Source organism: Streptomyces sp. ISL-99 (assembly GCF_018614005.1).
In the GTDB taxonomy this organism is placed as follows: Bacteria; Actinomycetota; Actinomycetes; order Streptomycetales; family Streptomycetaceae; genus Streptomyces; species Streptomyces flavidovirens.
This window is the reverse complement of the sequence record NZ_JAGGPC010000045.1, coordinates 53,070-68,294: the sequence shown is the minus strand read 5'-3', so window position 1 is coordinate 68,294 and position 15,225 is coordinate 53,070. Positions and strand designations below refer to the sequence as shown.

Annotated in this window: 11 protein-coding genes; 5 read left to right on the top strand and 6 right to left on the bottom strand. The window is 68.2% G+C overall.

The genetic code is table 11. The features are described 5' to 3' along the window. Nucleotides 1-168 precede the first annotated feature (168 nt). A complete protein-coding gene (locus tag J7E91_RS26415) occupies nt 169-999 on the top strand; it encodes a helix-turn-helix transcriptional regulator (RefSeq protein ID WP_214908902.1) in 831 nt (276 codons plus the stop codon). After that, entirely contained in the window at nt 996-1,271 is a 276-nt protein-coding gene (locus J7E91_RS26410; protein ID WP_214908901.1) for a DUF397 domain-containing protein, read from the top strand. The genes J7E91_RS26415 and J7E91_RS26410 overlap by 4 nt, the downstream gene beginning before the upstream one ends. Nucleotides 1,272-1,337: 66 nt before the next feature. On the opposite strand, the gene J7E91_RS26405 is transcribed toward J7E91_RS26410, so the two are convergent. From J7E91_RS26405 to J7E91_RS26385, 5 genes are all read right to left on the bottom strand, one after another. Then, nucleotides 1,338-6,425: a class I SAM-dependent DNA methyltransferase gene (locus J7E91_RS26405; RefSeq protein WP_214908900.1), complete on the bottom strand. Its 5,088-nt coding sequence runs from the start codon at nt 6,423-6,425 to the stop codon at nt 1,338-1,340. A 13-nt stretch (nt 6,426-6,438) separates the two neighbouring features. After that, a complete protein-coding gene (locus J7E91_RS26400; protein ID WP_214908899.1) occupies nt 6,439-9,249 on the bottom strand; it encodes a DEAD/DEAH box helicase in 2,811 nt (936 codons plus the stop codon). 98 nt (nt 9,250-9,347) lie between these two features. After that, complete coding sequence (locus J7E91_RS26395; protein ID WP_214908898.1) at nt 9,348-10,487, bottom strand: serine/threonine-protein kinase; 1,140 nt, start codon at nt 10,485-10,487, stop codon at nt 9,348-9,350. Nucleotides 10,488-11,052: 565 nt separating this feature from the next. After that, entirely contained in the window at nt 11,053-11,712 is a 660-nt protein-coding gene (locus J7E91_RS26390; RefSeq protein ID WP_214908897.1) for a DUF2293 domain-containing protein, read from the bottom strand. Between the two features lie 40 nt (nt 11,713-11,752). Then, on the bottom strand, nt 11,753-12,211 hold the full coding sequence (locus tag J7E91_RS26385; RefSeq protein WP_214908895.1) for a hypothetical protein: 459 nt from the start codon (nt 12,209-12,211) through the stop codon (nt 11,753-11,755). Nucleotides 12,212-12,283: 72 nt separating this feature from the next. Here J7E91_RS26385 and J7E91_RS26380 point away from each other — a divergent pair, with 72 nt between their 5' ends. After that, nucleotides 12,284-13,015 (top strand): hypothetical protein, encoded by a 732-nt coding sequence (locus J7E91_RS26380; RefSeq protein WP_214908893.1) that lies wholly within the window; start codon nt 12,284-12,286, stop codon nt 13,013-13,015. 344 nt (nt 13,016-13,359) lie between these two features. Here J7E91_RS26380 and J7E91_RS26375 read toward each other — a convergent pair whose 3' ends face one another. Beyond that, entirely contained in the window at nt 13,360-14,010 is a 651-nt protein-coding gene (locus J7E91_RS26375) for a C39 family peptidase (RefSeq protein ID WP_214908891.1), read from the bottom strand. A 322-nt stretch (nt 14,011-14,332) separates the two neighbouring features. On the opposite strand from J7E91_RS26375, the gene J7E91_RS26370 reads away from it, so the two are divergent. Together J7E91_RS26370 and J7E91_RS26365 are read left to right on the top strand one after the other, a co-directional pair. Beyond that, nucleotides 14,333-14,770, top strand: coding sequence for a cupin domain-containing protein (locus J7E91_RS26370; RefSeq protein ID WP_214909037.1), 438 nt, complete (start codon nt 14,333-14,335; stop codon nt 14,768-14,770). 236 nt (nt 14,771-15,006) lie between these two features. Beyond that, nucleotides 15,007-15,222, top strand: coding sequence for a hypothetical protein (locus tag J7E91_RS26365; protein ID WP_214908889.1), 216 nt, complete (start codon nt 15,007-15,009; stop codon nt 15,220-15,222). Nucleotides 15,223-15,225 lie beyond the last annotated feature (3 nt).

Here is a 15,225-nt window from a genome sequence, read left to right as displayed (position 1 = left end):
TAAACGGTCCCGCTGCGTGAGTAACGTTGACCAGGAGTGACGCCCTGACGGGCACGGAGTGTGTGCGGCTGTGGCGCGGGTGTGTGAGGTGCGGGGCGTGACCGGAGAGGGTGCGGGTGCGTTCGCTTGGGTTGGTTCGGGTCGGTTTGGGTTCAGGAGGTGCGGGTCGTGGACGATCAGTCGCCGGGAGCGGAACATGAGGTTGGGTCGGGCATCTTGGTGGTGTTCGGGCGGCAGCTGAAGGGCTTCCGAGTGTGGGCGGGGCTGGAGCGGTCGGAGTTCGGGAAGCTGACCGGTTACTCGGCGTCGACCATCGCGGCGTTCGAGCAGGGGGTACGGATCCCGCCGCCGAGGTTCATCGACAAGGCGGATGAGGTGCTGGGCGCGCGCGGCATCCTGAAGGAGATGAAGGAGGAGGTGGCTCGGGCGCAGTACCCGGCGTTCTTTCGGGACGCGGCCAGGCTGGAGGCGGAGGCAGTTGAACTGCATGTGTACGACAACCAAGTGGTCAACGGCCTGTTGCAGACGGAGGAATACGCGCGGGCGGTATTCGCGATCCGCCGGCCCCTGCTGGACGAGGCGACGATCGAGCAACGAGTCGCGGCACGCTTGGACAGGCAGAAGATCTTCGACAGGAGGGCCTTGCCTACGATTAGCTTCGTCATCGAGGAATCGGTGCTGAGGCGTCCAGTCGGCGGGCGTTCTGTCATGCACGGCCAGTTGGAGCAGCTGCTGCTGCATGGTCATCGGCGGAACGTCGAGATTCAGGTGATGCCGACGGTCCAGGGAGAACATGCCGGACTTGCAGGGCCCTTCACCTTGATCGAGACCAAGGAAGGGCGGAGGATCGCCTACGTTGAGGCCCATAAGGACAGTCGTCTGTACACGGAGCGGAAGTCGGTTCGGGAGCTCGAAGAGCAGTACGGGCTCCTGCGAGCCCAGGCGCTCACTCCGCGCGAATCGTTGACCTTCGTTGAAAAGTTGCTGGGAGAGACATGAGTGTCGAAGAACCCGTGTGGTCCGTGCCTGAGTGGGCCTGGTTCAAGAGTAGTTACAGCAGCGGTGAAGGTGGTCAATGCATCGAGGTGGCCATGACTTGGTGCAAGTCCAGCTACAGCGCCGGCAACGGTGGTGAGTGCGTGGAGGTCGCGACGTGCCCCAGTGCGGTGCATGTCCGTGATTCGAAAGTTACCGCTGGGCCGATGCTCACGCTGGGGACGCAGGCGTGGGGGGCGTTCGTCGGGTTCGCGGCGGAGGTTCGTAGAGCGTAGGGGTGTAGGCAGTACGACGTGGGGCGGCTCCCGGTGGTTTCGGGAGCCGCCCCACGTTCATGCGCGTCAGTCTTCCGTTACGGCGGCGGGTGCTGCCGGGGTGGGCGGGGTCCAGCGGCCGGCGGCGATCTCCGCTTCGAGGCGGGCTGTGAAGTGCGCGTGGGCGGCGCGCATTTCGGATTCGCGGTCGGCCTTGTAGAAGGGGGCGGTGTAGCCCTCGGGGGGTGGCGTGGTGGCGGGGCTGGTCAGGTGATCGAGGAGGGTGAGGTAGTCCTCCTTGGTCTGGCCGTGGCCGTAGGTGTTGAAGTCTCCCGCGACCTTGCGGCCGTTGGCGTCGAAGTAGGTCACCGACTCGTAGTTGTACAGCTGCGGGTAGCGGGACTTGAAGATCGCAACGAGCTGGTCGGCGGTGATGCCGAGCCAGACGGCTACGAGGGCGTCGAGCTCGACGACGGCGGCGCGGCGCTCAAGCTCGGTGCGGAGCGGGGTGGTGTACTCCCAGGTCGGCTTGAGGCCGGAGGCAAGGGGCCTCAGGTACGGCCAGTGGGGATTGCCCCAGTCCTCGTAGCCCGCCCAGCGAGGATCGAACAGCTCCTCCCAGAGCGGTGCGTAGTGGGCGGTGAGAGCGTTCAATCGGAGCGCGCGGAGAAGAAGGGCGGGGGCGAGAGGGTGCTTTGCGTCCGGGGCTGGCATCTTGCGGGCCTCGCCGACTTGGAGGTGCGACTGGCCGGTGATGCGCAGCAGATAGTCGAGCGGCAGAGTCGCCCAGAAGCCCGCGTTAAGGGCGGTCAGCCGATTGTTTTCCAGGGCTGCGGAGTGCACGTTGTGGATGTGTGCGGGACCGGGCGGGATGAGGGCAGCCTGCAGACTGCGGCTATTGTTGCTGGGGATCATGACTCGCCAGGCAAGCCGGAAGAACGTGGTGAACGGCCTTCCTTGCCAGGAGTCCTGAGCCGCCCGATACGTTGCCTCGTCGGTGGCCCGGACATAGTTAGTCACGGGGACGCTCGCTTCGGACAGTTCTGTTGGCACGAACGAGACCCAGTCCCTGTTACTCCGGCAGGGAATTCTCGGCTCCTTCGAAAAGGGAAGTGCCGAGGAGAAGTGCGGTCCCTGAACAATGACGTCTGACAACTCATGGACGGCCCGGTTGCCCCAGCGGATCAGCCCCTGCTTCTTGGCCCCAGCTTCGTCGTATCCTCTTGTGATCATCGGGCTGTAATCGGCCAGGCTCTTGCCAAAAGCAGCCAGTGCCTCGATTGCCCCTTGCTCGCTCACGAGGACGGGGTAGAGCAGAGGGGTCTCGGCCGCCTTACCCGTTGAGCCCGTCAGGGCCTGCCAGCTGGCGAGCAAGGACGAGTTCACATGTACCACGCGCTCGCGGTGTGGCCTGATGTCCCACGAACCGCTGTGCTTGATGCCAGGCACCGCGCCTCGCCCGTCATGAATCAGAGAAGCTGGAAGGACCTCGGCGTCGCGGAGTTCGCTGAGATGCAAGAAGTCGGGATCCTGCGACGTTCCGTAGATGTGCATCCCGAATTGCTGGGCCCAGTCCAGGTCGTCGAACGCCCATTGGGCTGAGTTGACGAAATGCGCGTGAACACGGAGATGCCGGTATGCGGCAGCCCGGATTGCACCCTCGCGTACGCCACGGAAGTGTGTGTCCGGATGGATCAGGCCCGCACTGCCGCGAGGTACGGTGTGCTGCCATACCTGCGCCATGAAGGCCCGGTACAGGTCGCCTTGGGTACCGACAAGCAGCGGATACGTGGCCGGACTGCCCAGCGCGGCGACGGCTCCCGCATGGGTGGCCAGCTCGCCGAGGAGATAACCCGGGCCGTCCGCCCGCGCGCCCAGCACTTCCTCCTTGCGAAGCCGCCACTCCGCCGCCCCTGGCTTCTCCGCGAGCACGAACCAAGGCTCCGACTCCGCCAGAACCAGATCCTCCTGCCATCGAGGCCGAACCCAAGGCGGATTACCCACCTGCAAGTCGTACCCGCCCCGATCAAACACCTGGGCGTACTCCAACTCCCAGTGGAAGAAGCCCTGCCGGCCCGCGATGTCCTTCGCCTGGGCCGCCCACGGGAACCGACTTTCCAGCCAGTAGCTGCGGTCCATTCCCATGTAGTCCGGCAGCGCGTCCTCGTACGGAGTCAGCTCCGTCAACGACTCGAACTCTCCGACCAGCGACTCCGCCGGAACATCCTGCGTGCCCAGCAGCGACTCCGCGAAGTCCAGCCAGTCGTCCAGGTTCGCCAGCGCGATGACCGCTCGGCGCTGTTCCGTGATCGCTTCCTTGCGGCGGCCAGTGCGCCGCTTGCTCACCGAGTCGCGGGTGAGCGCGCCCGCCTTCGTTTCACCGCCGAAGAGGTCGTCGGACTCCCAGGCCATCAGTACGCCGTCGCCCTCCTCCGCCGCAGAGGCGAGCGCGGTCTCGTACGCCGCCGACTGCTCGGCGAGCTGCGCCGCCTGCTGGTAGCGCGGGTGCGTACCGTCCAGCAGCGCCGCCTCCTGGACCGGCCAGAACCAAAGAGCGCACCACGCGTCCATCAGCGTCTTCAGCCGCCAGTACGGGGTGTCGACCGCCTCCAGGTCGGCGAGGACATCCTCGCGCTGCACAGCCTCCACCGGCTGACGCAGCCAGTCCGGCTCCGCGCCCCACACATCGATGCGGCGCGAGATGTCCCGCTCGGAGATTTCCAGGCGGCGCACGACCAGCTGCCACAGGTACTCCGCCCTGCGCGCCAGGCCCTGAAGCCGGACCGTCTGCCTGGCTGACGGGGTCTTCGTGATCGCCCTGCGCCAGGCCGCCAGCGCCTTCGCCTCCTCCGGGGCCAGCGCCTTCGCTTCCTTCTCGGCCGCTACCGCGCCCCACTCCTTAGCCGGGAGCAGGAAGTGGTGGACCGAGCCCTCCGGGAGGCCGCTCGCCGCCTCCGTCAAGGGGAAGCGTTCCGGGGTCGTGCCCAGCCAGGCCGCCTTCTTCAGCTTGTCCGCCGGGTAGATCTCGCGGCGACCGCCGATCAGTGAGTTCCCCCGCCGCAGATGCAGCCCGAACCACGGGGCCTCCATGCCGGGGTGCATTGTGTTCAGCCACAGCGACACCTCCGCCAGCTCGACCGCCGTCGAGTTGAGGTCGACGCCGTAGGAGTTGTGGAGGGCGATGTACGCCTTGGCCTTCTGGTACTCGATCGGGTAAGCCTCGGTGTCGATCGCGACACCCGTCTCGTCCTGCCGGCGGCGCAGGTACTCGGCGGCGACCTGGTTGATCGCCTCGTTCAAGAACGCGCCCGAGCCGAGCGCCGGCTCGCAGATCTTCCAGTCCAGCATTTCCCGGGCGGGGGTGATCGTGTCGTCCTGGTCCAGGCGGTGCTGGAGCGCCAGCTGCACGGTGACCTTCGTCAGGGGCTCCGGCGTGTAGTACGACGCCGACGTCTGACGGTCGCGGCCCGACAACCGGTAGACGAACGCACCCGGGCGGTACCGGACTCGCACGTCGTCGCCGGTGTCCTCGTCGCGGCGGTGGACGAAGACCTTGTCCTCGTACTCCCCGATCTTGGAGGCCGGGACCAGCCATGAGCCGTCCTTCGGGTCGCCGTTCTTCGCGACCTCGTACAGCTCCTCGTCCGCGATGAAGCCCGAGTACGACATCAGGCCCTCGTACACCGCGCCCAGCTGGTTGATGCCGAGCTGCGCGTACGAGATGAAGCCTCCGCGCTCGCCCTTCTTGCCCTTGGTGAGCATCAGCAGGCGCAGCACCTTGTAGAGGGTGGCGTTACGCAGACGCGTGTCCAGGTAGCGGGGAGCGTCGGTGGCGTCCTCGTCGTGGCGGGGGTCGCGGACCGACTCCTTGCCGATGAGGCGGATGGATTCCGGCTCGAAGAGCTTCGAGTGGAGGGGTTCGAATCGGAGGCCGATGTCCTCCGAGACGTCGGAAACAGAGGCCGAGGCGGGCGCGCCGTGCGTTCGGCGTGGGCGGTAGCCCTCCTGGACCTTCTGGAAGAGCAGGTCCAGGGACTCGTAGAGGTACACACCCTCGCGGGCCTTCTCGCCCACCAGGTCCCGTTCCGCGACCAGCTCGCCGAGGCGGCCCAGGCCGTACCCCTGGTGGTACTCCGGGTAGTCGGACGGGAGGATGCCCAGCTCCGGTCGGGCTTCCGCGTACAGCAGGAAGAGGATGCGGTACAAGTAGCGCAAGGACTCGCGGGTCAACTGCTCAGCAAGATCCGGGAGTTCCTTGACCTCGGCCAGTTGGACGCCCGCCGTGCGGATGCGCTCCAGGACCTCGTTCGCGATCAGCTCGATCGACAGGCGCAGTCCGTCCCGCAGGTCCGAGGACACACCCACCGCGTGTTTCGTGGACTTGTCGACCAGGCCGGCCAGCGGGTTCTCGCCGCCCTCCTCCGGCGTACGGAGTGAGTCCGCGCCGAAGAGGGCCGCCAGGGTGTCGAGCTCCTGGCCGTCCTTCGTGTTGTTGCGCTCAAGCGCCGCGTCCAGCGAGGCCGCGAGGTACCGGCCCTCGCCCCACGTGGCTCGGTCCGCCAGCACGATCACGCCGCCGATCAGGAGCAGAACGTACCGCGGGGAGTCCTCCGTCGCGAAGAGGAAGGAGGCCAGCTTGGAGCCCGTGGCCAGGGTGTTCTGGGCGTCGAGCTGGACGGGGTGGAGGAGGCGGCCCGGGCCCTCGGGGTCCATGGCCGCGTCCGGTTCGGCGGACCAGCCGCAGTCCAACGCCACCAGGCCCGGCTCGGCGTGGGCGACCTGGACCTCGTACGTGTGGTCCGCGCGATCCACCGTCAGGGTCCGGTGCTTCGCGTCGTATCCCAGGGCGCGGAGTACGGAGGCGTTCAGAGCGGCAGCCGCCTCGCGCCACGCCGGAGAGTCGTACGTCGTGGCGTCGTCGAGAGCTGCTTCCGCGAAGAACGCCCGCGACTTGAAGTACTCGCGGCGCAGCGCGCGCAGGCCGAGGCGCGGGGTGACGGGGAGGGCGTCCTCAGGCCGCGGTCGCTCCTCCTCGCGAGCGGCGGCCTCGCGAGCGGCCTCCTCGCGCTCCTTCCAGGTCGCCAGAAGCCCGGACTTGAGGTCCTTCGGGAAGACCTCGGCCAGGTAGTGCGCGGAGAAGTAGTCGCCGCGGTTGACCAGGGAGTCGTACGTCATGGTCGTGAATCTCCTAGGCGCGGGCGGCGGCGGAATTGAGGACGGCCAGGACCCGGAGCATCGGGCGGCCGGTGGTCAGCAGGGAGTCGGCGAGGTCGGCGAGCTTCGCCTTCGTCTGCTCGCCGGTGAGCGTCGGCTGTTCCCACTTGCCCAGGCGCTGCTTGTACTGCTCGATGGGTTCGACGAGGGCCTTGTCCCACTCGGCGCTGTGCCGGGACAGGAACGCCTCCGCCGCCTCCAGTGCGGCCGGGATGCCGGCCCGCAGGGACTCCAGGTCGTGACGCTGCATGGGGTTGGCCATGGTCGGACCGACGCCGGCCCGGCGCAGTACGCCGACCATGTCGTCCGCCACCACGTCGCCGGTGACGGCCATCCACTTCACCACCGTCGGGCGGCCGACCGCGTTCGAGTAGATGCCCTGGACGAGATACGTCGGGGCCGGGACATCGGCGGTGATGACCGGGGCCTCCTGGCGGCCGAGCCGTACGAGCACCTTGTCGGTCAGCCACTCCACCACCGGGTGGAGGTCGGTGAGCAGCGAGATCTCCGGCCAGCTGGAGGTGGAGGACTCCCGGGCCCGTACGAGCGAGAGGTCGGCCAGCTTGCGGTTGAGGGTCACCAGCAGCCGCTCGCCGAGCCGTTGTTCGCGCCGGTAGTCCGGTGGCAGGGCCTTCATGCGGTGGACCAGGTCGGACGGGGGCTTGAAGGAGATGAGGCCCGTCTCGGTGTCGCGGTCCATGTCCAGCTGCGCCTGCGCGTCCGGGTAGACCTCCCGTACCGCCTCGTCGATGAACTCGCGCGTGCCGGTGAACAGGCGCGGTACGTCCGCCGCCGGCGTCGACTCGGCGGCTACTTCTTCGCCGACCGAGCCGAAGAAGTCCGCCAGGAAGTCGTCCGTACCGCCCGCTTCCTCGGCCGTCTGCTGCAAGGACTCGTCGACCGTACGGCCCTTCAACAGGTCGTGGATCAGGGACTTCTCCTCGGCCTCGGCCCGGTACAGGCCCGATACGGCTTCCGCTGTGCCCAGGCTGCGGTGGGCCTCGTCCTCGCGCTCCAGCAGCCGCTCCGCGACCGTGCGGTCGTCCTTCGCACCCTCGGTCTCGCTCGTGAGGATCAAGGCGCGGAACTGCGGTGGGTGAGCCTGCCCGTAACGGTCGATACGGCCATTGCGCTGCTCGATACGGATCAGCGACCACGGCACGTCGTAATGGACGAGCTGGTGGCACTGGCGGTGCAGGTTGACGCCCTCGGACGCCACATCGCCCGTGAACAGCATGCGTACGGGAGCGTCCGCGAGACCGAAGTCCTCGACGCACTGCATCTGCTGCTCGTCGGAGAGGCCGCCGTGCATGACGCGCGCGGCCTCTTGGAGCGCCTTGCCCTTGAAGCCGAGCGCGACCGGGACCGCCGCCCGCAGCCATTCCAGGGTCTGCACCCGCTCCGAGAAGACGACGACCCGCGTCTCGCTTCGCGGGCCGACCCCGATCGCCTTCAACTGGTGTACCAGCGCGGCGAACTTGGCCGAGTCGGATTCGGACATGTCCGCCGTGAGTTCCCTGAGGCGGTGCAGGGCAGCGAGCTCGGGGGCCGTGGCGGTCGGCGCGTCCTTCTTCTCCAGGGTCTTGATGCGCGCTTCGACGGTCGCTTTGAGCGCGACGTGCGAGGAGAGGAAGGATTTCAGCAGCGTGTACGGGAAGAGCGGCACGTCGCTCACCGACTTGCCCTCGACCGGCAGCCACACCTGTGCCAGTTCCTCGAAGACCTTCTCCTCGACCGGGGTTGCCGCACAGTGAACCGACTCGGACGGGCCACGGTCCGCCCACTGGCCCTTCATCTGGTCGCGGACCTCGGGGCTGACCTTCGTACGGCGGATGAAGAGGTGCTCGATGTCCTTGGCCTCGTACCGCTCGGGGTCGCGGATCGCGGCCGGGTCGAGCAGTGCGATGAGCTCGGCGAAGGACCGGGCGTTGCCGTTGTGCGGGGTCGCGCTGGCCAGGATGAGGGCGTCGGTGCGCGGGGCGAGGAGCTGGGCCAGCTGGTTGCGGAGCGAGCCGCGGTTGATGAGGTTGTGGGACTCGTCGATGACGACCGCGTCCCAGGCGATGCGCTCCAGGTGGTGCTTGTACTGGTCAGTGTTCTTCAGGGTGTCGATGGAGACGATGACCCGCTTGAAGTACGTGAAGGGGTTGCGGCCCGCCGGGATCTCGCGCTGCACCTTTTCGATGCCCGCCGAGTCGAGCCGGATCAGCGGGATCGCGAAACGCGTCCACAGCTCGTGCTGGAACTGCTCCAGCACATGCTGTGGGGTGACGACGAGGATGCGCTCGCCGCGGCCGCGGCGGATCAACTCGGCCAGGGTGAGGCCTATTTCGAGGGTCTTGCCGAGGCCGACGACATCGGCGATCAGCATGCGCGGGCGCAGATTCTTGCCGGAGAGGGCCAGCTGGGCCGGGCGCTGCTGGTAGGGGAGGGCGTCGAGCAGGAAGCTGTCGGCCAGGGCCAGGCCCCGCTCGGACTGCGGAAGCGGGGTCTTGCGCAGGACGGCTTCCAGGAAGAGGCGGCTGCGGCGGAAGTTCGGGGAGTCGTCGTCGATCAGCGTCGTCTTGCGGGGGTCCATCAGCTCGACGTCGTCCAGAGCGGTGAAGAAAACCACCTCCTGGTCGCGCACGAACTCAGAGATGCCGACAGCCTCGATGCGGTCCCCGTCGTGCGTGGTGCGGGTGACGTTCTTGACCAGCCACTCCTCGTCGCGCACGACGATCTGCGCACCCGGCGGGTATGTGGACTCCTGCGCGAACTGCTGCGCCGACTGCTGGTCGGTCACCCGCGGTACCTCCTAGTGAATGCTGAATATTGGATCGTCTTGGTGGTCATGTCCCCGGTCAAGGGGTGAAGGTCAGGGGCCGGTCCCGGGAGCGCGGGCTAGAAGGGTGCGCCCTGTGCGTACGCCTCGCGCAGCTGACCCGCAACCCTGCGCGCGGCGGCGGAGCGGACGGCGGGCCTGGGCACGACCTCCCGTACGGACGGTGCCGGTCCGGGGGGCGCGGGGGCGTACTCCTTGACCGTGGGGATGTACACGGCCGGGGCCGGTAGCGGGACGGTGGGTGCTTCGGGAGCAGCGGCCTTCGCAACGGTCACGGTGGTGGCCACTGGCCCGAGGTCGGGGGCCGTGTGCGCAGCGTCTTCGACGGCGATGAGGCTCGTCAGACGGCGCCGGGCCTGAGCCACCGCGAGACCGTGTCCCTTGATGACCGCGACGCACTGCTGGACCACCCCGGCCAGTGTCGGGCGGTCCGCGGCCGACTGCGACAACATCGCGGTCAGGAGTGGGAGCAGCTCCTCCGGGACGCCGGAGAGGTCGGGCTGCGTATGTGGGTCAGTGATCTTGTTGAATACTGCGTGGACGTTGGCGGCCGGGTATGGGTAGTGGCCAGTAGCGACGTACATCATCACCGCGCCCAGCGCGTAGACGTCCACTGCGGGTGAGAGAGGCTTGACGCCGTTCGCCTGCTCCGGGGACATGCAGGCCGGCGTGCCGACCACCACGTTCGGGGCGGTGAGTGATGCACTGGACTCGGCGAACACCGCGAGCCCGAAGTCGATGATCTTCGGGCCGTTGGGGCCGAGCAGGATGTTCGCCGGCTTGAGGTCCCGGTGCAGCAGGCCCTGTTTGTGCACACCGGACAATGCCTCTGCGAGTGTCGCCCCCAGGGAGGCGGCGAGCTCGCTGGACAGCGTGCCGTGTGCGTCGACCTGGCGTCGCAGGTCAGGGCCTTCGACGTACTCCGTGGCGAGCCAAGGCCGCTCCGCCTCCGTGTCGGCGTCCATGAACGCGGCGATGCGCGGGCCCCAGACAGTCTTGAGGATCTCGATCTCCTGCGCGAACCGCTGCCGGGTCTCCGAGTCCACGACTGACGGCTTGATCACCTTGACCGCCGCGGCCTCACCGGCTGGGGACTCGCCCAGGTAGACCTGGCCCATCCCGCCGTGGCCGATCCGCCCGGTCAGCCGGAACCCGCCGAGTTCGGTCGGATCCTCAGGACTCAGCGGTGTCGCGTTCACTTGGCTCCTCGACCTGCGGCTGCTCTGTGGTCATCTGCTCCGCCGACAAGGTTATCGGCGGACGCGTACTGACAGGTCGAAGAGTCTCCCTTTGCCGCCAGAGCCGTGCTTCAGGGGCTTCCGGGCTGCTGGCAGGGCGCAATACACCAGCAGCCGTCAGGTCACCGACCGTGATGAGTGCACCGGTGCAGACGGTCGCCAATCGGTCCGGTTGAGTGGATTCCTCCTGCACCAGCAGGCCCAGGGCGTTGGACAGCTTCTGACTCGTGTCGCGTGCATGCGTAGTTCGGCAGCGGTGTAAGGGCCGGTCCGCTTCTCGAACCCGATCAGTTTGCGGCCGGCGAGGTCCCGTAACGGAGGGCGACGGAACCTGGCCCCTCTTCGTCAGCGATGGTCTCGGCGGCACGCTCGAGTACGAGAGAAGAAGGGTGCTTGTATCCATGGCCGGATCTACGACTGCGCCCTCTGGCGACGCCACCCGCGAGTCGAGTTCAGTTCCTGGCGGAGGGCGTGTTCACGAGACGGACCATGCTGGTCGCGCTGCCTGCCGTCCCCGGCCCCCGGCCTATGGCTCCGCCTGCCAGGTGGTCAGGACCGCATCTATCGCAGGTGTTACCCGCGCCCGCGCCGTGTTCCTCGGGATACCGCTCATCAGCAGGTTGTCGTACGCCGTGTCCTCGTGGCGTACGGCGGCCCTGACCGCCGCCGTCACCGCGTCCTCGGCCAGTGAGCGGCCCGCCGCGCTGCGGCCCACCCTGCCGCTGCCGCGTTGTGAGGTGTGGGTGGCGATGGCCTGGGCACGGGGGAGTGGGCAGGACGGGAAGAGGCGGAGGATCTCGGCGGTCAGGGCGGCGGTGAAGCGTACGTCCTCGGCCGCTCGGCGGGCCGCGTCGCGTTCGCGGCGGCGGGCCCGGGCTTCGGCGTCGGCCAGACAGGCCGCCTCGGCGCGGGCCAGGGCCGGTGACTCGACGAGGAGGCCCTGGCGTTCGTAACGCTTGCGGCGTCGGTTGTGGCGGATGACCACCGCCCAGAGCGAGCTCGCCTCGCGGGCTCTGCGCGTCAGGGCCGCGTTGCCTCGCGGGAGGTAGACCAGGTGAGCCAGGTCCGTGCAGTCGAGGCAGATGACCGCGTTGAACTCGAGGAGGTGGAAGCGGAGAGGGCCCTGTCGGCACTCGGCGCAGTGCCGTCGCTTCCGTGGTTCTGGTTCGATCGCCACCAGGTCCATGCGGGGAGCGTACCCAGCTGCCAGCAGTGGTCAGCAGTCGTCAGCGCACGCTCGGAGCCGCCGCTTCGATGAACTTCGACAGGGCTTCCTTCGCCTGATCCGAGCGGCGGGCGCGTTCCGGCTCGTCCCCCGCGCCGTGCATGCTGTGCGTGAACTCCAGGGCAGCCTCGGCCAGTCGTACGGCTTCCCTGTCCGCGCAGACGAGCTGCACGCGGATCAGAGCCTGTCGGGCGGCCGAGCGCAGCGGATACGAGTCGAGGCGCGAGGTCTTGGCGTCGGCACTGTCCGGCGCTTCCGCCTTGCGGTACCAGCGGTCGTTCTGCGCGCGGCGGTAGTCCACGAGTGCGGCGGCGAAGGCACTGTACGCGGAGATCCGCTCCTGGCGGAGTTGTTCGGCGCGGGCGAGCGCGGCGGTCCGTTCCGCTGTCTGGCGCTGGAAGAAATGAGTGGCGACCGAGCCGAGCAGGGTGCCTATGACGGCGATCAGGGCTGTCCCCATGGCGGTGTGTTCTCCCGGGCATTGTGAATAATCGTTCGAGTCGGGACAGTTGATGTTGCTAGCGTCATGGACGTGGCGAAACTCAATCAGATCATCGCAGTCGAGAAAGGCGTCAAGTCCAAGGCGCAGCAGGACCTGACGGCAGCTCAGCACAGCCTTCAGAAGCCTGCCCTGCTCGCGGGCATTTCGCGTACGTACCAGGCGAAGGACGAGGAGGGCGAGCAGCTTCCGCCCGAGTCCACGCGGGTCCAGGTCAGGGCCGAGGACGTGCTGCGCGAGACCGCGAAGACGCTGACCAGGCTGTTCGACGTGACCGCCACGAAGGACTGGGCCAACTGCACCGCCCGCGCCGATGTGACCGTCGACGGGCGGGTGCTGGTGAGCGAGGCGCCGGTGTCCTATCTGCTCTTCCTGGAAAAGCAGTTGGCGGACATCAACGCCTTCGTGCGGAAGCTGCCGGTGCTGGACGCCTCCGAGGCGTGGACGCTGGACCCGTCGACCGACGACTGGAAGACGGATCCGGTACGGACACTCCGTACGAAGAAGGTGCCGCGCAACCACGTGAAGGCGGAGGCGACCGACAAGCACCCGGCGCAGGTCGACGTGTACTACGAGGACATTCCGGTCGGTTACTGGACGACCGTGAAGTTCTCCGGGGCGCTGACGGCCCGCCGCGTGAACGAGCTGCTGGAGCGGGTGGAAAAGCTCCAGCAGGCCGTGAAGTTCGCGCGGGAAGAGGCGAACGGCGCCGAGGTCGTCGACCAGCGCGTCGGAGACGCTGTCTTCGGCTACCTGTTCGGGTAACCGGTCGGGTAATTTCAATGACTCCCCGGGCGCCATCGTGCGCTCGGGGTGCGCGAGGAGCGCAAGCTGAAACTGAAGTTTGTCGTGACTGCCGCGGTACGTGCCGGATACCCGGACACGGGCCGCGATCAATCTCAGACTCTCGCTCCAGACTCAGCATTCGCCGCCGATCGCCGGTTCAACCGGGCCCAGGCCCATGCACGTCGAGATGCCGGTTCAATTCCGGCCCGCGGAGCTCGGTCTGCGGTGGTCTAAAGGCATGACGCGGCGACATAATGACTGACCTGGTTCCCTAACTGGACGGCGTGCCAGATGGGCGGCATTGAACAGGGCTCGGGGGCCGGCTACGCCCCCGGGCCCGCTTCCGCGCTCCGGAACGAGACTCCGCGGCCCGCGAAGAAGCGTTCGAAGGTGGCGAGGGGGAGGTTCGCCGCCCGGGTGGCCGCGGTCGTGCCGGACGGGTTGTGGAAGTGGACGCCCTTGCCGTCGGGCGTACGAGCCGTGATCAGGACCAAGTGGCCGCCCCTGCCGGGCGCCCCGCGGTCCGGGTTGCGAATCTCGTAGTGGACCGACGCCATGACCGTCCGGCCCCGGTCCAGCAGTCCGAGGATCTCGGGCGCGGTCAGGTGGCGGTGGACGGTGGTGGGCAGAGTGAGTGCCTCTTCGGCGTACGCCGCCAGGGGAGCGTAGATCAGGCCGCGGATCGTCCCCTGTGCGTCCTGGGTGTACGCCCCGTACTTCAGCGCCCCGTCGCGGAGCGCGAAGAGGGAGGGGGCGTCAGGGCCGAGGGCCATGCGCAGGCATGTCATGCCGCAGAGGTGGCCGCACCACCGGGCGTACTCCTCCACCGTCGCCGCGCCCGAGGACTCCCATGCCGGGTCTGACGCCGGGTCCAGGCCGCCGTACACGATCTGCTCGATCAGGTCCGGGGAGGCGAACTGCGTGTGGACGGGGGCGCGGCAGGTCGGGCAGGGGGATTCGGCTGGGCTGTTCATGGGGCGTATCCACTCCGGAAGCGCCGGATGCGGCCGGTCACCGCATCAGGGGCGCCAGCGTACGGGAGGCGCTTGCGGTCTGGTGCGGATCTCTCGGGCAACCGTTGTGCGCAACCCCTGGGGCGTGGGGTGGGTCTCGGATACGGTGAGGCCGTTTCGGCGGTTCAGGCGACGGGGGTACCGGTCGAATTCTGGCCCCACGCCCGGAAGTTGGAGGGTACCCATGAGGTTCTTTGGGTTGCTGCGGTCACTGCGGTCATCGCGTTCACCGCGGTGGCTGCCGCTCGTGCGGAGTGGTGAGCAGAGGTGGGGGCGCAAGGGCATGGTCCTCGGCGGATGTGTGGCGGCGCTCGGGATGGTGCCGTCCGCCGCGCTCGCGACGCCCGGCAGTGGAGTGAGCGGCACGGTGCTGGCCACCGGTACGTCCTCCGGGACCATGAAGGTGGTGGCCAAAGGGGCCACCGATGTGGTCGTACGCACCATAACCATCGCTCCAGGCGGCTCGACCGGCTGGCACCACCACCCCGGGCAGCTCATCGCCGTCGTACAGAAGGGCACGCTGTCGCGGACGCTCGACGACTGCTCTGTCGAGACGACGACCGCCGGCCAGTCCTTCATCGAACCGTCCGGAGCCAAGCACCGGCACATAGGGCGCAACCTCGGGAGCGAGCCGGTCGTGCTGTACGTGACCTACATGCTGCCCGCCGGCAGCCCGCTCTCAGTGGACGCCGAAGCGCCCGGCTGTGAGGCGGGGGAGTAGAGGCGGGGGAGTAAGGAGCGCGGCCCTGGCCAGCAACGCGGGGCGACGAGGTTCGTCGCGGGCTGTGCCTCCGCGGTCTCACGCGCGAGCGCGCCGAGCGGTCCGCCGCTCACTGTGCGCGACCGGCGGGCGGGGCCCCTGCGGCGGCGGACATCCGGGCCGTGGCGCGGCCGATGCCCGTACCGGCGCCGGTGACTATGAGGGCCGGTGAGTGGGGTGCGGCTAGGGTCGGTCTCATGACTTCCGATCTCTGGGCCGCGCTGCCCGCCGCCGTACGCGAAAAAGTCGACGAACTCGTCGTCGAGGGGCGGTCGGTCCAGGCCGTCTTCGCCGTCCGCTCCTCCGGTGTCACGCCGAGGCCCGGGCTGCGCGCCTGCCAGGACCTGATCGCGGAGCGCGGTGCGGCGCTCGCCGGCCGATCGGAACCCGGCTCGTCCGGCTCGCCCTCATGAGGT